Source organism: Bacillus sp. MUM 13, assembly GCF_001866725.1.
Lineage (GTDB): Bacteria > Bacillota > Bacilli > Bacillales > DSM-1321 > Peribacillus.
In genome coordinates this window covers 1-25,035 of the sequence record NZ_MLYQ01000084.1, presented here as the reverse complement: position 1 = coordinate 25,035, position 25,035 = coordinate 1, and the positions used below count along the sequence as shown (strand labels likewise).

The following is a 25,035-nucleotide window of genomic DNA, read 5'->3' as shown; positions in this document are numbered from 1 at the left end:
GAATATAATGTGTTAATCGGCTGCCCGCTCTTTATTTGAACGAGACGCCTTCATACGTATTATGAGGATTATGCATACAAAATAGCCATCCTGATTACAGATTAGGATGGCTGTTTGCTGCTTATTTTTTATATTGCGATGCAGTAGTGATGCGGTCTAGCATGGCTGGATGCGTATATCGGAACCACTTAACCAATAGGGGCGGATTCACCTCGCTCAGTCCTGCTCGGGTGAGCTCCTGAAAGGTTTTTACGGCGGAATTTCTATCATGTGTCATTTTCATCGCATATTGATCTGCACGGGTTTCCTGATAACGGGAAGCATAGTTTGTAAGCGGGCTCGAGGCGAACAGAAGCACACCTGCAAGCAGCAAAAATAGCGGCAGGGAACGCAGGCTGCTGACATCCGATAGCTGAAGCAGCTTCCCTCGCTTTCTCACCAAGAAATCCATGAGCTTTGCTATTAGCCAAAGACCTGCAAATGTAAGAACAAGATAGCCAGCAATTCCGTAGTAAATATGCTTTTCTACATAATGGCCCATTTCATGTGCCATTATGAACATTATTTCCTTGTCATTAAGCTTTTTAAGTGTGGTGTCCCAAAGCACAATCCGGGAATTCGAGCCAATTCCTGTGACATATGCATTAAGGGAGTTTGTCTTTTTGGCCATATTCACTTCGTACACGTGATCTGCAGGAATATGAGCCTTTTGGGCCATCGAAAGAATTTTTGTTTCCAGGTTTTTATCCTTCAGCGGATAAAAATCATTATAAAGCGGATCAATGATCACAGGCTGAACAAACATCATGAATAGTGAAAAGGGAATGGATAACAGCCATGCATACAGCCACCATTTTTTTGCGCTTTTCTTCATCAGCCAGTAAATAACACCTGCAAGGATGAACATAGTGCCGAAACTGACCCAAAAATCAATGATGTTATCCTTCATCCATGAGGAAAAGGATTGGGTACTGATATGATAACTTTTACTATAGGCATAGCTTACATAATCAAACGGAAAAGAAACAACAAACGAAAGTAGCGAAAGCCAGAATAGATAGACCGCTGTCTGTAAAGCTTTCCATTTTGAAGAAGAAATTGCCCATCTCTCGAACACCCGGGACAAGCCAGAGATTAAAACCAGGAAATAAAACAGCCATTCATATGGCGTTGAAAGGAAGAAAATAAAATTCCTGATTTTTGAATAATGCTCACTTAAAAGCAATTCCCTTCCATTCAAAAACGTCGCAGGATCTGCAGCGGTCCCCTTCAAGCCGGAAGGAATGGCGCCAGATGCTCCATAAAAAAGGTACCAGTACATAAAAGCTGCTGAAATAAGATACACACCTACAGCGGCAGCTGCCCATTTTCTTGCCATTGCATTTCCTCCTTATAAGACAACCCTTTCTACATAGTTTAGGTGCGGCAGGGAATATTAGAACAAAAATTCTGAATGCTCCCCGCAAGTTTACAGACAGCGCTTTTCAAAGGGATGTTACATATAGCCTTAAGTATTAGCCTTTTCATTTCTATTATTCACGCCTCCAGCTTTGCTGATTGCACCGCAAGCTTACCACTGCCTAAAATATCATCGAATAAACACTTAAAGCAGCAATGGCCCCAACGATCACCACGATCACATTGGTTCCATACCATGCAAGGATAAAGGCAGCTGCTGCACCTGTGAGTCCATATTTAAGGTCATGGCTGATCAATAATATGCCCGGAAAGATCAAGGCGCCAAGAGTGGCAAAAGGAATATTTTTCAATACTCCCTGAAGAAAGGGAGGAAGCTCTTTTCCTTTAAACAAGACAAAAGGCAAAAACCTCGGGATATATGTAACTGCTCCCATTGCAATGATCATGTAAATCATTTTACTATGCATCGGCTTCTTCCCCTTTGTTTCTCAATGTATCTAGCAGCTGGATGATAACGGATGAAAGAAGGGTTGCAAGGACAATCGACCAGCCTGCGCTTAAGCCTGAGAGTGTAAATACACTGTTAAAGGCAGCAGCAGTCACAGCCAGGAATACAGTCTTTTTGGATCCCTTCATTGAAGGTGTAAGCAGACCTATAAACATAGCATATAAAGCCACTGACATACTTTCCTGGAGCATATCAGGCAGGTTTGCGCCAAATACATGCCCAAGTCCAGAAAACAGCACCCAGCTAACATACGCAGTCATATTCAGTCCGAACATAAACCCTGCTTTAACCTTACCATGCATCATGGCTGCAACAGAGAAAGTTTCATCTGTTAAGCCAAAAGCATAAATTGCCCTTTTCACAATGCCATCTTCGCTGCTGCTTTTCTCATTTATGGATGCTGCCAGCAAAAAATGCCGAATATTCACTATGAAGGTAGTCAGTATAATTTCTATGGCGCCTGTACCAATTGCCAGCAGGTTTAACGCAATATACTGAGAAGCACCGGCAAACACGATCAAGCTCATTAATATTGTTTCTTCCATGGAAAGCCCTGTGGTTTTAGCCAGCAGTCCATATGTCAGGGCTATTGGGGCATATCCTATTGCAATGCCTGCCCCTGCCTTCATACCCTGGCGGAAAGAAGAAGGCCCTCTCTGCAATAATGCTTCTCCCATCTTCCTCTCCCCTTTTATGATTAATTATTTTATACATTGGCAAATCATTTCGGCTGCCAGAGAAGTATATTTATTTCAGTTCAGGGAAGAAAAATATTTTTTGAGTGCGCCGGAAACCATATGATAGTACTCCTTGCCATGCGGAACAAAGCTGCTTTTTATGGCATGTCCATCGACTTTAATTTCTTCACCCTGCTGATTAATGTAATATCCATTAACAGGTATTTCTTGTTCATTCTCTAAGAACATTTTATAAAAATCTGCTGAAGCCACTCTGAACATTCCTGACACTTCTTCTTTTTGAAAATGAAAGGAGATATCAAGGCCAGTAATATCATAGAGGTAAACATGGCTGAATTCATTATCGTTAAAACCCTGCTTTTGAAGCTGATCCTTAATTATGCCTATTGAAACAAGATCAGTGAATGTAACCGGTATCCCGAGCTCTTCCCTGATCTCCCTGACTCCGTCCTGAACGCTTTCCTCAAAGGTCAAATGGCCGGCAGCCGTGATATCAAGAAGATCCGGAAAATCCTTTTTTCCAGAACTCCTTTGTTGAAAATATATGTATTCTTTATCTCCTTTTTTGCTGATAAACCAGCAATGGAAGGTTTCGTGCCAATAACCGTTTTTATGAACATCGCTTCTTGAAGCTTTACCGATGTGCCGGCCTCTTTCATCAAAAATTTTCAGCTGTTCTGATTCCAATGTCTCACCCTCCCAATTACAAGAACATTTCGTCTTTTAACTATACCATGAAAAAAAACTGCCAGCCTGATGAAAATCAGGATGACAGTTTTTTTCTTTCTTCATCAATCATATCATCAAGGCGTGATAGGCTTTTTTTTGCCCGTTCAAAATCTATTTTCCTGTAGTGATGCTTGCCTCCTTCTTCTTCATCCTTTTCATCAGCCCATTTAACGATTTGCTGCAAAGGAGTCCGGACAATATCATTTGATGGCAGAAAGGAGTCGGTGTGAAACAAAATGGCAAGTGAGATCGTTTTGGCAGCAATCGGGTTTTCTCCAAGCCTGATCAGCAATTTATGTGCCCGTTCTGCTCCTTTAATTGGATGTATATCATTTTTCTTGTATAAATCATAATCCCATTTTCCGTTTCTGTACCAAGTGAAATGGCCCATATCATGCAGCAGCCCTGCTTTTGCAGCCAGATCAACATCGACATTCTGCTCCTTGGCTAAATGAAAGGCATGATAAGAAACAGCTATGGCATGTGCCAGGCCGGACCGGTTTAAATATTTTTGAGCTATATGATGCTGAAAAATCTCTAGCAGTGTTACGTCTCTCATTTTTGATTCTCTCCTTTTGGAGTTTTTCTTATTTTACAGGTATCATTCCAAAAAGAGCAAGTACCTCATCAAGATAGAGAGGCAGGAAGGGCTTTAAACTGAACCGCCCGCTGGTGTTAAGCCTCTATTGACATGATAAGGCTGCTCCCAAACGGCCTGATCAGTCATACCGTATCAGGAACAGCCTCTTTTCACTTCCCTCTAAAAACTGGTTTTTTCTTTTCAAAGAATGATTGAATCCCTTCTTCTAAATCTTGAGATGAGGCAGTCTTCGAGAAGCCTTCCTTCTCCAGTTCCAAACCATCTTGCAGATTTGTCCTCATTCCTTTTTTCACTGCATATTTCGCCTGATATATTGCAATGGGTGCATTTTCTAATATCTGTTCCGCTGTATACATGACCTCTTTATGCAGCTCATGATTAGATACTACCTTGGATAATATTCCGAAATGGTAGGCTTCCAAAGAAGTGAAACGCTTTGCGGTTAAAATTAATTCCAATGCTTTTGCTTCTCCAATCAGTCTCGGCAGCCGCTGAGTCCCGCCAGCTCCAGGAATCAGGCCAAGCTTAGCATGCGGAAGCCCCATCAGCGTCTGATCGGCTGATATCCTAAGGTCGCAGGCAAGGGCAAGCTCAAAGCCTGCTCCAAAGGCAAATCCATTAATTGCCGCAATTGTGGGCTGAGGCAGCATTTCAATTTCATTAAAAATATCATTGAGCATTCCAGTGAATCGAATCAGCCCATCAGCCGAGTGAATAGATGGGTCATTCAGATCTTCTCCCGCACAAAATGCTCTATTTCCCGTACCGGTAAAAATAGCCAGCTTTACTTGATCATTATTCGATATATCAGCTATTACTGCTTGCAATCTCTCTGCTGTTGCAGTATCAATCGTATTCAAGGCAGACTCCCGATTGAGAGTAACTATCGCTATCCCTGCCTGGACTTCATATAAAATAGAGGGCATTCAAATTCACTTCCTTTTGTTTCAATAGTTCCATACTCCCCTATTCCCGCTTATTCTTGAAGTTAAGCAGGAATTTTGCCTTAATTGCGTTCTGCCAGGACTTCCATCAGCGAGGAGCTCTTTTGCATACTGATGTTTAGCAGCTCCAACGGAATTCTCCCCCCTCACCAGGTTAGATATACCACGGTTTTTCACAGCAAAAAAGCCAGGATCAAGGAGAACCTCCTCTTTCCTGGCTTTTATTTATCGCTGCAATACTTCACTTTTCAATGATCTTCTTAGAATTTTTCCTGTCGTATTTTTAGGCAGTTCTTCTAAAAACTCGATAGTGCCGGGAACTTTATACTTTGCGAGATGTTCCTTGCAATAGTCCTTTAGCTCTTTTTCGGTAAGCGCTTTATTTTTCGCGACTACAAAGCATTTCACAGCTTCTCCCTGTTCCGGGTCAGGCACTCCAATAGCTGCCGCTTCCACGACTTCAGGATGTTCATATAATACTTCCTCCACTTCACGCGGATAAACATTATACCCTCCGACAATAATCATTTCTTTCTTCCGGTCCACAATAAAGAAGTAGCCATCTTCATCCATCCTTGCTAAATCCCCTGTATACAGCCACCCATCCTTCAATGCCGCAGCTGTTTCTTCAGGAGCCTTATAATACCCCTTCATGACGTTCGGGCCTCTCACAATCAATTCTCCAACCTGGCCGACAGGAACTTCCTCTCCCAGCTCATCCACGATTTTATTTTCCACATTAAGGATGCTGGTGCCGATTGATCCCGGCTTCCTCGGACGGTCAAGCGGATTGAAGCATGTTACAGGTGAAGCTTCTGATAATCCGTAGCCTTCTGATACAGTAACATTAAACTTCTGCTCGAAGGATTTTAAAAGTGCGACAGGCATGGAGGATCCACCCGCGATGCAAAGCCTAAAGGAATTCAGGTCTTTTGCGCTTCCATCCGGATATTGCAATAGGAAATTGTACATAGTTGGCACACCTGCGAAAAGGGTTGCCCCATATTTTTTTGCAATCCTGAAAATCTCTCTTGGACTAAACTTAGGGACAATGAGCAAGGTTCCCCCGTTCATGAGCGGAGCGTTCAATACCACTGTTAAGCAAAACACATGAAACATCGGCAATGTTGTTATGACCCTGTCGTTTTCTGATATTTTGAGATAATCACCCGTATCCTTGGCATTTGAATAAAGATTGCGGTGAGTAAGCATGGCACCTTTTGGCTTTCCTGTTGTGCCGGAAGTATATAAAATGACAGCTGTTTCATCCGGATCTGCAGCTTCTCGGCGATATTCATCGTTTCCTGCTTCAATCAACTTTGAAAACGTTTTCAATTTAGGGTAAATAGTTAAGCATGATAGGTCTTTCTGTTCTGCGGACTGCTGGGTATCACAGATAATCATATGCTCCACTGAAGGCAAATGAGGACTCATCTTTTCAAGAAGCGGAACTAGAGCATCCAAAGCGATAACCGCCTTCACATCTCCATTGCTGATAATGTATCCAATTTCATCCGGCGTATAAATAGGATTAATTGGAATAACTGCTGCTCCAGCCCTTAAAGAACCGTACATGCCGATGATAAAATGCGGCGAGTTGCCAAGAAGCAGTGCAACATGGTCTCCCTTTCCTATTCCCAGTTTGTGCAATCCATCTGCAAATTTGGTTACAGCTGTATCCAGTTCTTCATAGGATGTTGCCTGATCCATAAAATAATAGGCTGTTTTGCTTCCTTTATCGAGTGCTGTTTGATGAAGTCTTTCTGATAAATTCATTCCCTTTTCCCTCCCCCATAACAATGAATGAATAACCATTCATTTTTTAAATAAAAAAATAATTCAAATATATTATATTAAAAGAAAATAATCCTATCAACTATAATTCTATTACTTCAAGCAATATTTTCCACAAGAATTCCATATATACTTTGCCCCTGCTAATTACAGCAAGGGCAAAAATATTTTTAATAAATCAAATTAATCAGATCTTCTTTTGAAATATTGCCGAAATAATGGCTGACTTGTATATCATCCAACGCACTTTCAATTGCCGCCTTTTCATAGCGGATGCCCTTCAGCCTTTCTTCTAAATCATGCACATCCCCGACGCCAAAGAAATCGCCATAAATTTTGCATTCCTCAATGATCCCCTTGTTAACTTCAAGCCGGACATCAATAGAGCCTGCCGGAAAGCGATGTGAATGCTGCAAATTGAATTTCGGAGATTTACCGTAATTCCATTCCCAATTTTGATACCTGCTTTTTGAGAGCTCATGGATATTTTTCCAATCTTCTTCAGTAAGCACATATTCAGGGATTTCTTTTGCATCTTCAAAAATATATCGTAAGAGCAGAGACCGGAATTCTTCTATGGTAATTGGATTTTCCATTAAATCGGCAATGTTGGTTACACGGCTTCTAATTGACTTTATTCCCTTGGATTCAATTTTATCCTTTTTCACCTTTAAAGCCGAAACAACATGGTTCATATCCGAGTTATACAGAAGAGTTCCATGGCTGAACATTCTTCCCTTGATGGAAAACTGTGCATTTCCGGAAATTTTTTTCCCTTCAGCCAAAATATCATTTCTGCCGCTCAATTCTGCATGTATGCCGAGTTTGCCCAATGCCTTTATTACCGGCTCAGTGAATTTCAGGAAATTATGAAAGCTTTCTCCATCATCTTTTGTAATGAAGCTGAAATTCAGGTTTTCGAGATCATGATATACTGCTCCGCCCCCTGATAAGCGGCGAACTACCTTAATCCCGTGCTTCTCTACATAGTCCGTATTAATTTCTTCAATTGTATTCTGGTTTTTTCCGATAATTATGGATGGCTCATTAATATAAAAAAGCAAATAAGTTTCATTTATATCGAGGTTTTTAAGAGCATATTCTTCAATTGCCAAATTAATTTGCGGGTCTGTAATTCCCTTATTATCAATAAAAAGCATCCTTTTCCTCCTGCATAATCAAAAGCGGGACAACAGTGCCCGCCCGGTCATTTTTATAAATTAGGGCTACAGCTGATATTCCAGCCCGCTCCTTGCCATGGCGATTTCCCCGCCATATTTCTCGGCAGCCTCTTTCTTAAGCTGGTTCAGTTCTCCGAAATGGGGCAAGTGGGTAAGCAGCAAAAGCTGCACGTTTGCCTTTTCTGCAACGGTGCCAGCTTCGCGTGCCGTCATATGCCCTGCCTGTGTGCCATCCATATCGCCATAAAAATTGCTTTCACACAGCAATACGTTCGCACCCTTGGCAAATTCGCCAAGCTCCTCCATATATGAACTGTCTCCTGTATAAACAATCGCTTGTCCACCAGCTTCGACTCTCATCGCAAAACAAGGAACAGGATGGTTTGTTTTCATGAAGGTAAAAGTCAATGGCCCAATTGTCAATGGTTCATCAGCTGAATAGGAAATCCCTTTCGTAACTTCTTTAAACGTAAGTTTATTAAATTCTGATGAATCTAAATCATGGCCATAAATGGGCAAAGTCCTTTTTTTGCTTCCCAAAATCTGCTGAATAAAGACAGCATGCTGCAGGACACCTATATCCGCAACATGGTCTGGATGATAATGGGTCAGTACGACTGCATCCAGTTCCTCGGGTTTCAAATGGTTTTGCAGCTGAGCCAGTACGCCGCTTCCGCAGTCAAGCAAAACCCGGAAGTCCCCATATTCAAGCAAGTAGCCTGAAGAAGCCTCATTTTTTGCAGGATAGCCTCCCCAATAGCCAATAACAGTAATTTTCAAGAATTTTCCTCCCCTGTGTGCACGAATCATGATTTCTGCTACATTATAGCACCCTTTTCAACTTTTCACTTTTTTAGAGAATTAAACAGTAGAGATTCTGCCCAGAAATCTACTCTTCATTCTTTCACAGGACATAGCGGGAGATTTTTTTTGTTCTACTTCAAGCACAAAGCTTTTATAATTGCATTCGATTATTTTAGCAGATAAAAAATTAATCCTGCCACTAAAACAAAAAAGCAGAGATTTAGTACTGATGTAAAAATCCAGTCTAAGAAATTCCCCTTACCCCGCTTATTAAAAGCTGCCTTTCTTGCTTTTCTCCCCACTGCCTTCCCGCCTTTTCCTTTTTTTTCTAAATGATAGCATTATTTTACCATGTAAACACAAAAAGCAGTTAACAGAAAATGATTTGTCAGAGCTATACAATGCTGATCATTTGAAAAACATTGCAGAAATATGCTCTCACAAAAACAAAAAAACCATCCCTTGGGAGGATGGTTCATTTGCATGGTTTATCATGTATTGATTTTACTCGGCGCTTTTTAGTTTTTTCATAATTACTGTCCCCAGGGCATCGATGAATGCAGGATTGTCATTAGGCATTTCCGGTCTGTAATAGGCTGCACCTACTTCTTCAGTTACAATTTTGCATTCATAGTCATTATCATAAAGAACCTCCAGATGCTCGGCGACAAAACCTACAGGCATGTAGATGAATGCCTTGTATCCTTTTTCATGGTAAAGATCTCTTGTCAGATCCTGCACATCAGGTCCAAGCCAAGGCTCAGGTGTCTGTCCGGCACTTTGCCATCCGATGCTATAGTTGTTTATTCCAGCAGCTTTTGTAATCAGTTCAGCCGACTCTTTAAGCTGATCAGGATACGGATCGCCAAGCTGGACAATTTTTTCCGGAAGGCTATGCGCAGAAACGATGAGCATATAATGATCCCGTTCTTCAGGAGACATCTTTTCTAAAGTATTTTTCAGCTGATTTGACCAATACTGAATGAACTTGGGCTCATCATACCAGCTTTCTACAGATATAATGCTCGGACCGCCAATTTTGCTGCTTTCCTCCATTGCCCGTCCATTATAGGATTTAACACTAAATGTGGAGAAATGAGGGGCAAGCACAATACTGATGCATTCATTAATCCCGTCTTCATGCATTTTTTGCACCGCATCTTCTATAAATGGCTCAATGTGCTTTAAACCCAAATATGAAATGAACTCAATTTCATCTTGAATACTATTTAAATGCTCCTGCAGGGCAAGAGCTTGTGCTTCTGTTATTTTCGCAAGAGGTGACAGGCCGCCGATGGCTTTATATCTGCTCCTGAGATCTTCGATAAGCTCTTCAGAAGGTCTTCTGCCACGGCGGATATGTGTATAATATCTCTCAATATCTTCTTCTTTATAAGGGGTGCCATAAGCCATTACCAGCAGCCCCATTTTCTTTCGTGTCATATGTCTCACACCTTATCTATATTTTTGCCTTTTCCTAAAGGGGAACCGATTGCGAGGGCTTTACCGTCCCTTCACATGTTATTTTAGGAATGTTTTGCTGAATATTCATGGATCAGGCTGGTCAGTTTTTTTAAGATTTCCGGATTTACCTCGGGGAATACACCGTGTCCAAGATTAAAGATATATCCTGGCTGCTCCATCCCTTGGTCAAGGATTTTTTTTGTTCTTTCCTCAATCACATCCCATGAAGAAAGAAGAATTGAAGGATCAAGGTTCCCCTGAACCGCTTTATGTATCCCCATGCTTCTGGCCTCTGAAATTGGCATCCTCCAGTCAAGCCCCACAACATCAAGCGGGAGATCATTCCATTCCAGAGCCAGATGGCTTGCACCTACTCCAAACATAATGAGCGGCACATTCTCTTCTTTTAAAGAAGAAAAGATCCTGTCCATCACCGGTTTGATAAACATCCGGTAATCTTCCACATTCAATGCCCCTACCCATGAATCAAAAATTTGAATCGCTTTGGCGCCCGCTTTAATTTGTGCTTTCACATATACGATGATCGTATCAGCCAGCTTGTCCATTAATGCGAACCAGGCTTTTGGTTCCGTATACATCAATGCTTTGGTTTTATTGTAATTTCTGGAGGGGCCCCCTTCGACCATATAAGAAGCAATTGTAAAAGGAGCACCGGAAAATCCTATTAAAGGAACCGATAATTGCTCTGTGGTAAGCAATTTGATTGTGTCCAGAATATAAGGGATATCATCTTCAGGAGACAGCTCCCCGAGTCTTTCTACATCGCTGAGCGAGCGGATCGGGTTAGAGATAACCGGCCCTATTCCTGATTTAATATCCACATCCACGCCTATTGCAGGGAGCGGAGTCATGATATCCTTATATAAAATGGCCGCATCCACCCCATATTGTTCGACAGGCAGCCTGGTTACATAGGCACTAAGCTCAGGCCGGTGAGTTATTTCAAACAGCGAATATTTTTCCTTGATTTTCCGGTACTCAGGCTGAGACCTTCCAGCCTGGCGCATATACCAGACTGGCACATGGTCCGTTTTTTCTCCTCTTGCTGCTCTTAAAAGAGTATCGTTAAATTCTTTTAGCATTCATATCCACCTTTCAGCCTAAAGACAACCTTATATACTTCTTTCCCTAGAATAGCAGACAAAGTGCTATTTTCAAATGGTATCCATTCCAAATAACGTTTCTTAGGAGCTATTCCGCATTTTACTCTGAATTGCCATCAATTATTGTTCATGCTTATGTATCCACATAAATATATCCTTTTTGATTTTTGAAGTATAGATTTTACTCTCAATTGTCAAAAAAATGACGATTTTCGGCCAACAGTTTACTTTTCTGGGATTTGTGGTAACAATACATCTATACCTATACTGTAAAATGGGGTGGAAAATTTGAATGTTTATATGACAACGGGTACATATGATTTTCTAAAAAGCAAAAAAGACAAATATCAAGAGGAAGAAATCATCCTCATGCAAAATGCAGAAAACACTCTTTTGTATCATGAAACAAATGGAAAAAGCGTCTTCAGCTCACCAAGGAAGTTTGAGGTCATCGAATCAAAGGGCACTATTGGAGGCAAAGGATATGCGGTCATGAATAATATTCCTGTGTCTGGCGAGGGGCGGCCTGTATTTGAGTATAAGTTTAAAAATCGGGCAGGGATGATTGAAAATGAACCCGGATTTCAGGCCATCCGGATTTTACGCCCTATCCAATCAGATACATATGTCATTCTGACGGTATGGGACGATTCCATGTCTTTCAATAATTGGAAGAACTCGAACTCCTTTTCTGAGGCTCATCAAAAAGAACAGCCTGGTCAAAAAACAGATGCATCAAAAACCATTTTCTCCGGCCCTTCTTATGTCACGCAATATACGATCACATCTGAGACGGAATAATTTTTTTCAGGGATTAACCCTGCACTGTTCTTATGCTTAAAGGTTTTAGTCAAGTATTTTATGCATAAGTTAGGATATGTATAGTCACTGTGCTATACTTAGTTAAACCTTTTTAACTGAATCATCGTTACTTTACTTGTACCAGTTACCCGCTCTTACACAGAGCGGGTTTTTTTACATGCAGCAATCCCCTGCATAATCAAAAAAAACAGGCCCCTTAAAAGGACCTGTTTTTTTGGCTACAAGTTATTATGCTTTTTGAACGTTTGCAGCTTGAGCTCCACGAGCACCTTGCTCAACGTCAAAAGTAACTTTTTGACCTTCGTCTAATGATTTGAAACCTTCACTTTGGATAGCAGAGAAATGTACGAATACGTCGTCTCCACCTTCACGTTCGATAAAGCCAAAACCTTTTTCTGCATTAAACCACTTAACTGTACCTTGTTCCATAATTGTTGCCTCCTAGTGCGATAAACACACAATGTTTTACTATCCTTGCCCAAAGTGATCATCAAGACGAAAAGTCAAATACTTATACTATCCTTTACACCGAACAAAAATAATTCTACTTTATTGTATCAGTTACTGAATGTGAAAGCAAATGAAAAAATCACTTCAGCAAATTTTTATTAAAAATGGTTTTAAGTTCTGTACTTATTTAATCTGAAAAAAATTCACCCCAAACATATATGGCCGTTTGGCCTTATATATTTATTATCGTTCCTGCTGCTTGATGAGTCCATTTCTGTTTGCATAAACAGCTGCTTGTGTCCGGTCCCCGACTTGCAGTTTTCCAAGTATGCTGCTGACATGCGTTTTAACCGTTTTGATTCCGATGAATAGCTCCTCTGAAATTTCCTGATTGGTCATTCCTTCTCCAATACAAAGCAAAACATCCCTTTCTCTTTCAGTAAGTCCATCATGGAGTTTCGCTTCCTTATTACGAAGGCGCTTTACCATTACATCAGTGACCCTGGGCTCTATCACTGCCTCTCCTTTCGCCGCTTTTCTTATCGCACTTGCCACATCAAAAGCCGGTGAAGTCTTCAGCAAATAACTGAATGCTCCTGCTTCTAAAGCAGGGAAAACCTCTTTTTCATCAAAATAACTTGTAAGGATCACGATTCTGCAAGCTGACCCCGTTTCCATTATTTCCTTTGTTGCTTCAATCCCTGTTCCATTTTCCATTAACAGATCCATCAAAATGACATCCGGTTTATGCTTCGCAGCGAGGTTAATAGCATCTCTTCCGCTGCTTCCTTCGCCCACTATTTCAATATCCGGTTCGGTTTCCAGGAAAGATATTATTCCCTTTCTCACTAATTCATGATCATCGATTACTGCAAGTCTTATTTTTGTCATATCATTCCCTCCCCGCCGGCGGCACTTTAATATCTATGTATGTTCCTTCCCGGTCCTTTGACCGAATTTGAAAGACCCCGCCAATTTCCTTACACCGTTCTTCCATCGACTTAATTCCATAAGAAACCATTTTCACATCTAGCGGATCAAATCCCTTTCCGTTATCACTAATATAAAGATAAATGAACTCTCCTTCTTCCCTTAATTCCACTTTGATTTTACTCGCTTCTGCATGTCTCATGACATTTGACACGGCTTCTTGGACAATCCTGAACAAATGCTCTTCAGCAGACTTTGTGAGTCCGTCCACTTCATCTATGCTTGCTTGAAACTGAAGTGAAGTTTTGGTTTTGAGTTCTTTCAATAATTTAATGATACCATCACATAATGAATCTTCCTGAAGCTCCACCGGGCGAAGATGAAGGAGCAGCGCCCTCATTTCCCCAAGTGCCTTTACAGAAATTCCTGATATTTGTTCAAGCTGGATTTTAGCCGCCTGCGGAGAGTGTTCTAGTGTTTTGCAGGCGGCTGCTGACATCATATTTAAGGCAAAAAGCTGCTGGCTGACCGCATCATGTAAATCTCTGGCTATTCTTTGACGCTCTTCCATGACAGCTGCGCTGTGTGCCTGCTGTGCAAGAAGAGACTTTTCATCGGCAAGCTTCTGCAGGGACTGAACCTGATTTTGAATATGATCGGAAAGCAGATTGATTTCATAAATAATTCTTGAGATTTCATCATTCGCCTCATTTGTTATTTTTCCCGGAAATCTGCCGCTGCGCAGATTCCCTATAAATGTTGAAATCATGGAAAGTTTACCTTTCAGCTCATAAGCATTTTTAATGGCTAAGTATGCCGCGAATAGGAAGAGAATTACGCAATTGCCTCCCGAGATCCATAATGCTGCCGTAACCGAAAACCCGGGATGATCAGCTAAAACGAGATACACCTGCAGCATGATGAAAAAAAGAAGTGAACAAAAGCATGCATACACAAAATAACTCTTAAGAAAAAATAATTTGATGCCTTTCATTCAGGCACCAAATTTCTATACCTTATCAATGCGGACATCTCCAATCACAAGGGATATTTGTATATTTACTTTTTTAGTTGCTGCATCATATTCGGGAGATTCAAACGAAACCACAGGCCCTGCAGCATGGCTGGATGAAAGGGAAAAAACCTTTACATCTCCAATATTTACTTTTGCTTTGACTCTGATTGGTATGTTTTGAGGAACAATGATTTCCACATCACCGATCCACCCGTTCAGCTCAATCGTCGTTTCTCTATCTGAAATAAAGGCTTTGCTTAAGTCTATATGGTAATCACCTATCATTTTGTACATTTTCATAGGCTCAAGAGCCCAGTTAGAATGGCTATATTCAAAGCTTCCTATTGAAAACCCTCTTACTTCAGGAATTTGCTCTACCTTTTCGAGTCCGTTATCACTCTTTTTAGAGCGATTATTTTTAATCTCTACGCGGATTTTTTTATTCAGAAAAAGCATACGTAAAGCAGCAAAAATAATGATGGCAGGCCATAGTTCCACTGCATCATATAAATGAAAAGGATAGAAGCCCAGCCGGTCTGCGACAAGCAAACATGATAAAAGCATCAAAAAAAATCCACAAAACATGGCCGAACCAAATGGCACCTTTAGGCTTTTCAGAAAAACAAGTATTCCGATGATCAGCAAAAGATAGGGATAACATGCGACAATAATCTGCTTTATTTCCCAAGAAATGACCCCGATATTTATTAGCAGCAGCACCGTTCCCCCTGCAAACAGCACCAGTGCAGTCAAAATATGTGTAAGCGAGTTTTTTTTCATAAATGTTTCAGACCCTTTCTCTTCTCCTTAATTCGTCATAATCCCCGAATTTTCCTTTTTTGCCGATAGCACGCAGATCCCGCCGTTTGAATGTATCATGGCTTTTCATTAGTTAATACTTGCTTAAGCTTTATTGCTTCTCCGCCTTAAGGCTGAATTTTTCACTTTAAAAAAGGCTTTTTCCGTAAACTTTGCTGCTATGAAACAGGGTGGTTGATTTCCTCTTCAGGATGCTCGCTTTCCGCGGGGCAGCCTGTGAGCCTCCTCGGCTGCGCCTGCTTATGTCTCACCTGTTTTGCTAATCTAAGCGGGAGTCTGACACATTACGCTCCAATCAACTGACTTGACAATGGGAACGCCTCACATAACAAATTAAAAAAACAACAATCTTTAAGAAAAGAGCCTTTAAAAAAAGTACTTTGTTAATGCTCTTTGCTGATTGAGATTGTGACCAGTGACGGTTCTAAGGCACATAATGAGCTCTTGAAGCAATAGGCAAAATTAACAGATTAAAAAATGAAGGGTTACTTTATGATGAAATATATCTCTCCCTACCTTTCACCAAAGGCAATGCCCATCATAATGTGTAGAAAAGCAAATATATTTCTGCCATTCGGAAGGAGGAAAGATTATGGGAGTGGAACTGACGGCTCTCCATTGGTCTTATGTACTATTTATCGTGCTGATTATCGGCTTTATGATAAAAAGAAGAGATACAACAATTGTGTGCATCCTTGGGATTTTCACTATTGCATTAATTGCAACCGGCAGTCTTTTTGGATCAGTAAGCGGGGTTTTCAACAGCTTTGTCTACGCAATTACAGAATTAATGTCCACCATATTGATTATTTCAATTATTGTGGCCATGAGCAGAGTTCTCACAATAACCGGAATAAATGATGTTATGATCTCGCCCTTTACCCGGTTTATAAAATCCCCTGCTCTTGCTTATTGGACAATCGGAATTTTAATGATGGTCATTTCATGGTTCTTCTGGCCTTCTCCTGCCGTAGCACTTCTCGGTGCCGTTTTGCTGCCCGTCGCAATTAAATCTGGCCTGCCTGCTCTTGGGGCCGCCATGGCGATGAATCTTTTTGGCCATGGGATAGCACTATCAGGAGATTTCATCCTTCAGGCAGCCCCAAAGCTCACAGCAGATGCGGCAGGACTCCCGATTGGCGAGGTCATACATGCCAGTATTCCGCTCGTTATTATAATGGGTGCCGTCACTACGCTCACAGCTTTTTTCTTTTTGAAGAGAGATATGAAACGGGGTAAATTTGCACAAGCAGAATCATTTGTACAGATTAAACAGCCAAACACAACTTACGAAGACCTGCTTTCTCCCGGAGTAAAAAAGGTATTTGCAGTTTTCATCCCCTTGGCCTTCATTCTCGATGTGGCTGCCATGTCAGTGCTTCACCTTCAAGGCGGGGATGCTACAGCACTTATCGGAGGCACCTCAGTCTTTATTCTATTAATCCTCTCACTCGCAGCACACAGAAATCATGGTGTAGAAAAGACAACCAGCTACCTGATCGAAGGTTTTCAGTTTGGCTTTAAAGTATTTGGGCCGGTCATTCCGATTGCCGCTTTCTTTTATCTGGGGGATGCAGGATTCACAAAAATCCTTGGCAGCACACTGCCCCATTCTTCTCAGGGAATCGTGAACGATCTTGGAGCCGCTCTTGCATCTGCCGTACCTTTGTCAAAGGAAGCTGCCGCTGTTACCCTAACCTCGATAGGCGCCATCACTGGTTTGGATGGTTCCGGCTTCTCAGGCATTTCACTGGCAGGCTCTGTTGCCCATCTTTTTTCCGCAGCCATTGGAGGCGGTGCAGCAACACTTACTGCGCTTGGCCAAATTTCCGCCATTTGGGTAGGAGGCGGAACACTCATTCCATGGGCACTCATCCCTGCAGCTGCAATCTGCAATGTTGATCCCTTTGAACTGGCAAGACGGAATCTGGTGCCAGTGGTTATTGGATTGGCGGTTACAACCATCGCAGCCATGTTTTTAATGTAAGCACTTCAGGGTGAGATACCCCGAGGGAGTAAGAGAAGGCTCACCGCCCCCTTCAGCGGAAAGCAAGTAGGATGATGCAGACAGAAATTCGCACACTTCGGAAGAAAATTGCATGATTTATTGTTAAAGTTGCATGATTTCTTAAGAAAGTTGCACGATTTTTCGCAGCGTGTATCCTGGGGAGGTAATTACCCCTTATTCCCTAGCAGAAAAAATTTCCCGAAACAGCTTTAGTGTAAAAACTGCACGGTGCCAAAACACATCTTGTTTTGGCTTTTTTAATGGTGTTAGGAAGTACAGGCAGAATGTAAGCTATTATTTTAATATATGGTATAATATTAAATATTCTAAATATTTAAATTTGGAGGGTCAAATGACGATAAATATCTTACATAAACGGCTTGAGCAGTCCTTTCAGGAAATGGTTGAAATCAGAAGATATCTCCATCAGCACCCCGAACTGAGTTTTAAGGAAACCAAAACAGCAGCCTTTATTGCCGAATATTATCATAAACTGGGTGTGGACGTCCGCACTAACGTCGGAGGAAATGGGGTTGTTGCAAAAATTCAAGGAGCCAAACCTGGAAAAACCGTGGCGTTGCGGGCAGATTTTGATGCCCTTCCGATTCAGGATGAAAAAGAAGTGGCATATAAGTCAACAGTTCCCGGAGTCATGCATGCCTGCGGACATGATGGACATACAGCATCATTGCTGGTTCTCGCGAAAATCATACATGAATTGAAGGATGATCTCGAAGGAAATTACGTTTTCATTCATCAGCATGCCGAAGAGTACTCTCCAGGCGGGGCTAAACCTATGATTGAAGATGGGTGCCTCGATGGTGTGGATGTTATTTTCGGGACACACCTATGGGCTACAGCACCAACTGGCACCATTCAGTATTGCAACGGTCCCATTATGGCAGCCGCCGACCGTTTTGAAATTGTGATACAGGGAGAAGGCGGACACGGTGCACAGCCCCATAAGACAAAGGACAGCATTATCATTGCCTCCCAGCTGGTCATCGCCCTTCAGCAGATTGTCAGCCGACGGGTCAGCCCGATTGATTCAGCTGTACTTACAGTAGGTTCGTTTGTTGCAGAAAATGCCTTCAATGTGATTGCAGATAAAGCAAAATTGATCGGAACGGTCAGAACGTTCAAAGAAGACGTACGAAGTTTTATTGAGACGGAAATGGAGAGAATCATTAAAGGAACATGTATGGCAGCAGATGCACAATATGAGTACAAGTATGAAAGGGGTTACCCTGCAGTTGTTCCCCATGATGAGGAAACCAGGTTTTTGCTTCAATGCACCAAGCAGGTTTCAGAGGTGGAGCATACGGAAGAAATCGATCCAGATATGGGCGGAGAAGATTTTGCCTATTACCTTCAAAAGGTAAAAGGGACATTCTTTTTTACCGGTGCAAAGCCTGATGCAGATATAACATACGGACATCATCATCCCAAGTTTGACATTGATGAAAAAGCCATGCTGATAGCAGCAAAAACGTTAGGGACTGCCGCTGTCAGCATTCATGCCGAAGAATAGAAATTAAGGGAAGGGCTTATGCCCCTTCCCTATTCTTTTGAGAGCATCCTTAACCTAAAACAGTTCATGGCTGTCTCCCCAAGTTCGGCAATCAGGACCCGGTTTGCATAGGCACCGACTGCTGCACCAATTCCAGGCACCAGCTGAAACGTTTTAATGATATCAATATAGTCCCTGTATTCCTGCTGGAGGACCCGCCAGTCAGGCTCTTTCGGCGGATTTTTTTCTTTCCAGTCCAAAATGATATCAAGAATCTCCTTTTTCACTTCGCCGCTGGAGAAGGCTAGATGAAAAACATATAATATGAATGCTCTTTCCTCATATCGATTGGCATTAAATCCGTATAGGGCAGCAATTTCAAATAAAAGTTTCATTTTAATGACAATCAGCAGCGGAAAGTCAGCCAGGCCAAGGAAAATCCCTCCTGCGCCAGTGCCTGCTCCTTCCAGCATTCCGGTTTTCTGAGCCAGCTGGATAGCTTTTTTGACTTTCTCTTCTCTTTCAGAAAAGGCCATCTCAGCTTCTTCTTTCTTATTTTTCGCAAGATAATGGGTTCCTTTAAGCACGCCTTCGATCAAATTCTTAAAAGTTTCCGTAATGGCTCCGTGTGCTTTTTCGGGTATGAAACCATTTAATTTAATTTGAGCTTGCTTGGACATCCGGTTCATCATCCCAGTTTTTCGGATGATTTTATTCCTCCATGCGTCAGCCTCTTCTAAAGCTTTGTTTTCGTAACTGCCCATCCGTGCTCTCCCCCTTTTTATCAAAAGTCACTTGCTTCAGTCCGATTCTGCGGACAGTGCAGGAAACCTGCAACCCGCCAAGCTCAAGTACCCGGAATGATTCTTTAGAAAATAAAAGGACCTGACATTCTTTTATATGCCAGATCCCTGTAAACAAATTTAAAATTTCCTGATTTTCTTCACCGCATACGCCCTGAATATGCTAATAAATACGAACCCTGCCGCTAAGGAAACTAAAGAAGAAACCACGGCACCTGACAAGATCTTCACAAGAAAGAAAATTAAATTTTCGAAGATGAGAAAATACATAGCCATTTTAATCACTGCCGTTTCACGCATATTTGCAGGCAGCGGGTACAGAGACACCCAAATTTTCATTTCATGCTGTTTCCAGGCTGGAAGCAGCTGGATCCCAGTCATATAGAGAAAAATGACTATTACAAGTATATTTGCCCAAACGCTTATAAATGCAAGCAGCACTACAGAGCCAATCACCGTTAACCTGAGCAGAAGCCCAATGTAATCATTAGCACGCAAAAAAGTGCGGGCGTACAGGTAGGAATAAGCAGATTTCTGATTATAAGGAATGAATTTCAGAAGCCAGTCCAGCCACTTTCTTCGGGCGGTTTTGCCCCGGAGCTTAGGGACATCTGTAAACAAATTGGCAATCCTGTAGAAAGACATCATTCTCTTATCTTCAAGTTCAATAAGTTTTTCCCATTTTAACGGTTTTTTGATTGTTGCACTTCGATAATACAGCATCAATGCAATCAGCAAAATGAAAGCAATCAATGGAAACAGGATGCCAGCACCGCTGAAAACCAAATATAGTACAGCTGCATTTAAAATATATCTGATGGCTGCATCTGTAAGGATTGTACTTTTTTCCTGAAATTTTAAGACATGCCATGTAATCATTAAATTGACATATTTCAATACAATCAAAAAAACAAAGATAATGGCAAAATCTTTGAGCGATGCACCGCTGACTTTTGCATACATTGGCATCAAAACCGCAAAGAGAACCAACAGAATAAAGGACTGCATAAAAAGGCTCAGGGTAATGGAACGGGAGAAATAACTTTTTAGTTTTGTTTCAAGCGGAAGCAGAAAAATCATATCCGCTTCTTTCAAAAATGTAAAAATGGGGCTCTTTGCAACAGCAAAACCGATAATCAGGCACATGATCAGCGCAGCGGGAAAACCGCCCCCCAGATCTTTAACCCACTCGCTGTAATAATAACCAAGACCTCCTGCAGCAATCAGCAAAACAAACAGAAGATGGCCGTTGAAAATATATTTTAAATACTTCTGCATTTCAATTATGAAAGCAGTGAACCTGCCCTGCCACAAATCCGGGTTATTCATGATTGGTTTCTTCTTTCGTCAAAGCAATATAAATATCATCGAGCGTAGCTCCAGGCATCGAAAATTGCGAACGAAGGTCCTCAAGGTTTCCTTTGGCGCGGATTTCGCCATTATGTAAAATAATAAAAGAATCACAATATCTTTCTGCAGTTGCAAGGATATGCGTCGACATAAGAATGCCTGCTCCTTCTTTTTTCATCTTATCCATGAGGTCCAGCAATGATTGTATACCGAGCGGATCCAGTCCTACAAAAGGTTCGTCCACAATATAAAGGGACGGCTGAACCAGAAAGGCACACATGATCATGACTTTTTGTTTCATTCCCTTAGAAAAGTGGGCAGGAAACCAGGAAAGTCTTTTTTCCATTCTGAATTCTTTAAGCAGGCGGCCCAGCCTTTCTTTATATATCCTCTCTTCCAATCCATAGGCCATCGCCGTCAGTTTCAAATGCTCTTCAAGAGTAAGTTCATCATATAAAATAGGCGTTTCCGGCACATAAGTGAACTGCTTGCGATAGCCATCAGGATCTTCTTGAAATGTTTTTCCATTAATGGAGATGCTGCCGCTCTTAGGCTCCATTAAGCCTATAATATGTTTGATCGAGGTACTTTTACCCGCTCCATTTAATCCAATCAAACCTACCAGCTGATTTGGCTGGACAACAAAGCTGACTCCCTTCAGGACTGGTGTCCGGGTATAGCCGCCAACAAGTTCATGTATCTCTAATAAGGACATCGAACCATCCTCTCTCTGTATGATGTCTTCATTTTATCAAAAATCTGTTCCATTACAATGTTTAGACTTTTTTATTCCGTTATTTACCAATTATAAATTTCTTCTCAGAGGGCCATGATATATAGTGAAGAGGGGCAGTCATTACAAGGTGATTTACATCAAATTGTAAATGGGGTGTCAGTTAAAGACATTTTACTGTTCTAACTGTTTATTCCAATTTAGCTTCAAAAAAACGTTTTCGAGCAAGGAGATGGTTGTCTTGCACGTAAAGGCTGAAAAAACGTTCATAACACTCCGTCCATTATGCTTTAAAAGTTGATGAAACTTTGGAGATATAGGAGATGGTTGCTTTGAATGCATACTCTTTAACATATAATACCTGATTTCAGTAAATGAGGTGTTTATCAAAGAGAATTCTACCTGAAACGAAAAGAAGCAAAGCCCCTTTTCAAACGGCAGGGTGCAGCTTAGGCTGCATCCTGTTTGTCATTTCGCTCTTGTACAACATGTGGTACGATTAGGTTACATTTTAATTAAGGAGGCGATCGGCAGTGAGCGATTGCATTTTTTGCAGTATTGTACAAGGAAATATTCCAAGCACAAAGGTATTTGAAAATGAACATGTGCTGGCTTTTCTCGATATTAGCCAGGTAACCAAGGGCCATACCCTTGTTATTCCAAAAATACATAAAGAAAACATTTATGAATTGACACCGGAGATCGCAAGCCGCCTATTCGAATCAGTTCCTCAAATCGCAAAAGCCATTAATCAGGAACTGAAGCCAATTGGTTTAAATGTGGTCAATAATAATGGTGAAGCTGCCGGCCAATCTGTTTTTCACTATCACATGCATTTAATTCCCCGCTACGGTGAAGGTGACGGTTTTGGAGCTGTCTGGAAAACGCATACCAGCGAATACACAAGTGAAGATCTTAATGACATCGCTTCATCCATAGCAAAGCATATATCACTATAATAAACCTCTTCCGCAAAGTCTTTTTAAGGCTTTGCGTTTTTATTTAAATTTTTATACTATTCCGCCTATTTTTCTGTTAGGATTATACAATAGTTCTTTAGCACATTACAGTATAGGAGGAAATAAGATGAAACGAGCACTGAATTTTAATGCTGGTCCTGCTGCTTTGCCTGAAGAAGTGCTTACTAAAGCACAGTCAGAATGGTTAAACATCCGCAATTCAGGAATGTCTGTCATGGAGCTTAGCCATCGCAGTTCCATTTTTGAAGACATCCACCACTCTGCCATACATTCATTAAGAGAAATCCTTCAGATTCCTTCCAATTACGAAGTTTTACTTTTGCAGGGAGGAGCAAGTCTACAATTTTCAATGGTTCCGATGAACCTCAATGCACCTGATAAATTTGCTGATTATGTAATTACCGGATCATGGTCCGAAAAGGCGCTGAAGGAGGCTCAAAAAATAGGAAAAACCCGGATTGCCGGCTCAGGGAAGAATGATAATTATACACATATCCCCAAGCTTGATGATATATCGGTCAGCGATGATGCATCTTATCTCCATATTACAAGCAATAATACGATTTATGGAACACAATGGCGTGAGTATCCTGATACAAAGCATGTGCCGCTGGCTGCGGATATGTCCAGCGATATTCTAAGTAAAGAAATTGAGGTAGATAAATTTGGACTGATATATGCCGGTGCACAAAAAAACCTTGGACCTTCGGGTGTGACCGCTGTCATTATCAGAAAAGATTTAATTCATGAATCTAGCCATCTTCCTTCAATGCTTTCCTATCATATTCATGCAAAAAATAATTCATTGTATAATACTCCTCCTACATTCGCCATTTACCTTCTTTCACTTGTGCTTGAATGGGTTAAAGAAAAAGGCGGATTAAAGAAAATAGAAGCAATGAATACTAAAAAGGCCAATCTCATCTATAAGGCCATTGATGAAAGTGATGGATTTTATAAAGGACATGCCAGGAGCGGCAGCCGGTCAAATATGAATATAACCTTCACTCTCCCCGGAGAAGATGCAGAAAAACAATTTCTAGAGCAAGCAGCCGAAGCAGGATTTACAGGATTAAACGGTCATCGCTCTATTGGAGGCTGCCGGGCTTCCATCTACAATGCGGTTCCTTATTCACACTGCGAGCAATTATTCGATTTTATGAATGCTTTTAAGGAAACCTATAAAAAATGCGGCACCCGATAATAACTCTAATAGATTTTCAAAAGATATAACTTCAAAAAAGTGCAATCACATGATATACTGTTTTAAAGTTCTTGCAGCAGGCAATCAGTGCACTGCTGAAGAATCAGAAAATTAGCTGAGAATAGAATAGGAGAGATGAGAAATGAATATTAGAACTTTGGTTTCCCTTGCCCTTTTTGTCGGAATTGGTGCTGCACTTCATGTAATCATCCCCGGTTTTTTCCTGGGAATGAAGCCTGACATGATGCTTACAATGTCCTTTTTGGCCATCATCCTTTTTCCCGAAAAGAAAAATGTCTTTTTAGTGGCTTTGGCGGGCGGAATTATATCTGGATTGACTTCTACATTCCCCGGGGGCTTTATCCCGAACATTATTGATAAATTCGTCACTTGTTTTGTCTTTTATTTCATGTTTATTGCAGCAAGGAAGTTTTCTTTTACAGCAGTAAGCGCAGGAATTTTGACAGCCATTGGCACATTAGTTTCCGGAGCTGTATTTTTAGGATCAGCATATTTAATTGTTGGACTCCCTGGTGCTTTTGTAAGCTTATTCGCTGCTGTCGTGCTTCCTGCAGTACTTCTTAATACAGTCGCTATGGTCATTATTTATCCGATTGTCAGCGGACTTATAAAGAAAAGCAGCCTCCCTGCCAATGTTTAAATAAAAGCATATGACAAACCCCGCCGAAGAGGAATCCGGCGGGGTTTTTTATATGCATGCTGATTATCCGGCATTCAATACTCGCTTCCTTTTTTAATGGAACATATATCCTATCAGGCCAAGAAGCAGGAATATGCAGCCAAGCACGCCAAGCATTTCAGCTCTTTTTTTCAGCATGTTTTTGGGCGGATACATGCCTGGTTTCCTGGCAGCTGCCAAAAAGTAAAGCATTCCAGCAAGACTTAGCGTACATAATATAAAAAAAATGGCCATAGCTCTCCCCATGCTCACTCCCCCTGTCTTCCCATTTTAGCTTGTATAACTATATTCAGCACACTCCTTTATTATGAAAGGCTCTTTTCTTAAAGATTGTTGTTATTTAATATAATTTTTCGAGGCAAATCTATTGTTAAAGCAGGTTGATTGGAGCGAAAGGTGCGGAGACTCCTGTGGGATCAGCGTGGCAGATGAGACCCCGCAGACG

The 25,035-nt window shown here is 41.3% G+C and carries 25 protein-coding genes; 6 read left to right on the top strand and 19 right to left on the bottom strand.

Going from position 1 to position 25,035, the window contains the following annotated elements:
* Positions 1–121: 121 nt before the first annotated feature.
* The 11 genes from BIV59_RS17750 to hemE form a co-directional block, all read right to left on the bottom strand.
* A complete protein-coding gene (locus BIV59_RS17750) occupies positions 122–1,378 on the bottom strand; it encodes a M48 family metallopeptidase (RefSeq protein ID WP_071352792.1) in 1,257 nt (418 codons plus the stop codon).
* 202 nt (positions 1,379–1,580) lie between these two features.
* On the bottom strand, positions 1,581–1,886 hold the full coding sequence (locus BIV59_RS17745; protein WP_071352791.1) for an AzlD domain-containing protein: 306 nt from the start codon (positions 1,884–1,886) through the stop codon (positions 1,581–1,583).
* Positions 1,879–2,604, bottom strand: a complete 726-nt coding sequence (locus tag BIV59_RS17740) for an AzlC family ABC transporter permease (RefSeq protein WP_071352790.1) — start codon at positions 2,602–2,604, stop codon at positions 1,879–1,881. The genes BIV59_RS17745 and BIV59_RS17740 overlap by 8 nt, the downstream gene beginning before the upstream one ends.
* A 75-nt stretch (positions 2,605–2,679) precedes the next feature.
* A complete protein-coding gene (locus tag BIV59_RS17735) occupies positions 2,680–3,312 on the bottom strand; it encodes an NUDIX hydrolase (RefSeq protein WP_071352789.1) in 633 nt (210 codons plus the stop codon).
* A gap of 76 nt (positions 3,313–3,388) precedes the next feature.
* Positions 3,389–3,913 (bottom strand): HD domain-containing protein, encoded by a 525-nt coding sequence (locus tag BIV59_RS17730; protein WP_071352788.1) that lies wholly within the window; start codon positions 3,911–3,913, stop codon positions 3,389–3,391.
* A gap of 191 nt (positions 3,914–4,104) precedes the next feature.
* Positions 4,105–4,881: an enoyl-CoA hydratase-related protein gene (locus tag BIV59_RS17725; RefSeq protein ID WP_071352787.1), complete on the bottom strand. Its 777-nt coding sequence runs from the start codon at positions 4,879–4,881 to the stop codon at positions 4,105–4,107.
* A gap of 243 nt (positions 4,882–5,124) precedes the next feature.
* Positions 5,125–6,675: a fatty acid--CoA ligase family protein gene (locus BIV59_RS17720; RefSeq protein ID WP_071352786.1), complete on the bottom strand. Its 1,551-nt coding sequence runs from the start codon at positions 6,673–6,675 to the stop codon at positions 5,125–5,127.
* 188 nt (positions 6,676–6,863) lie between these two features.
* The gene (gene lplA, locus BIV59_RS17715) at positions 6,864–7,853 is read right to left on the bottom strand and encodes a lipoate--protein ligase (RefSeq protein WP_071352785.1); all 990 of its coding nucleotides are present in this window, start codon (positions 7,851–7,853) and stop codon (positions 6,864–6,866) included.
* Positions 7,854–7,919: 66 nt separating this feature from the next.
* Entirely contained in the window at positions 7,920–8,654 is a 735-nt protein-coding gene (locus BIV59_RS17710; RefSeq protein ID WP_071352784.1) for an MBL fold metallo-hydrolase, read from the bottom strand.
* A gap of 528 nt (positions 8,655–9,182) precedes the next feature.
* Positions 9,183–10,121 (bottom strand): ferrochelatase, encoded by a 939-nt coding sequence (gene hemH, locus BIV59_RS17700; protein WP_071352782.1) that lies wholly within the window; start codon positions 10,119–10,121, stop codon positions 9,183–9,185.
* Between the two features lie 83 nt (positions 10,122–10,204).
* Entirely contained in the window at positions 10,205–11,245 is a 1,041-nt protein-coding gene (gene hemE, locus BIV59_RS17695; RefSeq protein WP_071352781.1) for a uroporphyrinogen decarboxylase, read from the bottom strand.
* 309 nt (positions 11,246–11,554) lie between these two features.
* Here hemE and BIV59_RS17690 point away from each other — a divergent pair, with 309 nt between their 5' ends.
* Positions 11,555–12,067, top strand: a complete 513-nt coding sequence (locus BIV59_RS17690) for an antibiotic biosynthesis monooxygenase family protein (RefSeq protein WP_071352780.1) — start codon at positions 11,555–11,557, stop codon at positions 12,065–12,067.
* Between the two features lie 249 nt (positions 12,068–12,316).
* On the opposite strand, the gene cspC is transcribed toward BIV59_RS17690, so the two are convergent.
* From cspC to liaF, 4 genes are all read right to left on the bottom strand, one after another.
* The gene (cspC, locus tag BIV59_RS17685) at positions 12,317–12,517 is read right to left on the bottom strand and encodes a cold shock protein CspC (RefSeq protein ID WP_044394619.1); all 201 of its coding nucleotides are present in this window, start codon (positions 12,515–12,517) and stop codon (positions 12,317–12,319) included.
* A gap of 264 nt (positions 12,518–12,781) precedes the next feature.
* Positions 12,782–13,429, bottom strand: a complete 648-nt coding sequence (locus BIV59_RS17680; RefSeq protein ID WP_071352779.1) for a response regulator — start codon at positions 13,427–13,429, stop codon at positions 12,782–12,784.
* Position 13,430: 1 nt separating this feature from the next.
* Positions 13,431–14,423, bottom strand: a complete 993-nt coding sequence (locus tag BIV59_RS17675) for a sensor histidine kinase (RefSeq protein WP_240501942.1) — start codon at positions 14,421–14,423, stop codon at positions 13,431–13,433.
* A gap of 54 nt (positions 14,424–14,477) precedes the next feature.
* Entirely contained in the window at positions 14,478–15,263 is a 786-nt protein-coding gene (gene liaF / locus BIV59_RS17670) for a cell wall-active antibiotics response protein LiaF (RefSeq protein ID WP_071352777.1), read from the bottom strand.
* Positions 15,264–15,894: 631 nt separating this feature from the next.
* Between liaF and BIV59_RS17665 the strand changes: the two genes are divergently transcribed.
* A complete protein-coding gene (locus BIV59_RS17665; RefSeq protein WP_071352776.1) occupies positions 15,895–17,289 on the top strand; it encodes a hypothetical protein in 1,395 nt (464 codons plus the stop codon).
* 373 nt (positions 17,290–17,662) lie between these two features.
* Positions 17,663–18,841: a M20 family metallopeptidase gene (locus BIV59_RS17660; protein WP_071352775.1), complete on the top strand. Its 1,179-nt coding sequence runs from the start codon at positions 17,663–17,665 to the stop codon at positions 18,839–18,841.
* 29 nt (positions 18,842–18,870) lie between these two features.
* On the opposite strand, the gene BIV59_RS17655 is transcribed toward BIV59_RS17660, so the two are convergent.
* From BIV59_RS17655 to BIV59_RS17640, 3 genes are all read right to left on the bottom strand, one after another.
* Complete coding sequence (locus BIV59_RS17655) at positions 18,871–19,584, bottom strand: EcsC family protein (RefSeq protein WP_071352774.1); 714 nt, start codon at positions 19,582–19,584, stop codon at positions 18,871–18,873.
* Between the two features lie 159 nt (positions 19,585–19,743).
* Positions 19,744–20,952 (bottom strand): ABC transporter permease, encoded by a 1,209-nt coding sequence (locus BIV59_RS17645; RefSeq protein ID WP_071352772.1) that lies wholly within the window; start codon positions 20,950–20,952, stop codon positions 19,744–19,746.
* On the bottom strand, positions 20,945–21,688 hold the full coding sequence (locus BIV59_RS17640; protein WP_071352771.1) for an ABC transporter ATP-binding protein: 744 nt from the start codon (positions 21,686–21,688) through the stop codon (positions 20,945–20,947). The genes BIV59_RS17645 and BIV59_RS17640 overlap by 8 nt, the downstream gene beginning before the upstream one ends.
* Positions 21,689–22,239: 551 nt before the next feature.
* Between BIV59_RS17640 and BIV59_RS17635 the strand changes: the two genes are divergently transcribed.
* The 3 genes from BIV59_RS17635 (at position 22,240) to BIV59_RS17625 (ending at position 24,551) form a co-directional block, all read left to right on the top strand.
* Entirely contained in the window at positions 22,240–22,665 is a 426-nt protein-coding gene (locus BIV59_RS17635) for an HIT family protein (RefSeq protein ID WP_071352770.1), read from the top strand.
* Positions 22,666–22,792: 127 nt separating this feature from the next.
* Positions 22,793–23,890 carry a 3-phosphoserine/phosphohydroxythreonine transaminase gene (serC, locus tag BIV59_RS17630; protein ID WP_071352769.1) on the top strand — a complete coding sequence of 366 codons (1,098 nt, stop codon included), beginning with the start codon at positions 22,793–22,795 and terminating at the stop codon, positions 23,888–23,890.
* A 142-nt stretch (positions 23,891–24,032) separates the two neighbouring features.
* Complete coding sequence (locus BIV59_RS17625) at positions 24,033–24,551, top strand: tryptophan transporter (protein WP_071352768.1); 519 nt, start codon at positions 24,033–24,035, stop codon at positions 24,549–24,551.
* 93 nt (positions 24,552–24,644) lie between these two features.
* On the opposite strand, the gene yhzF is transcribed toward BIV59_RS17625, so the two are convergent.
* Entirely contained in the window at positions 24,645–24,836 is a 192-nt protein-coding gene (yhzF, locus tag BIV59_RS17620; RefSeq protein ID WP_071352767.1) for a membrane protein YhzF, read from the bottom strand.
* Positions 24,837–25,035 lie beyond the last annotated feature (199 nt).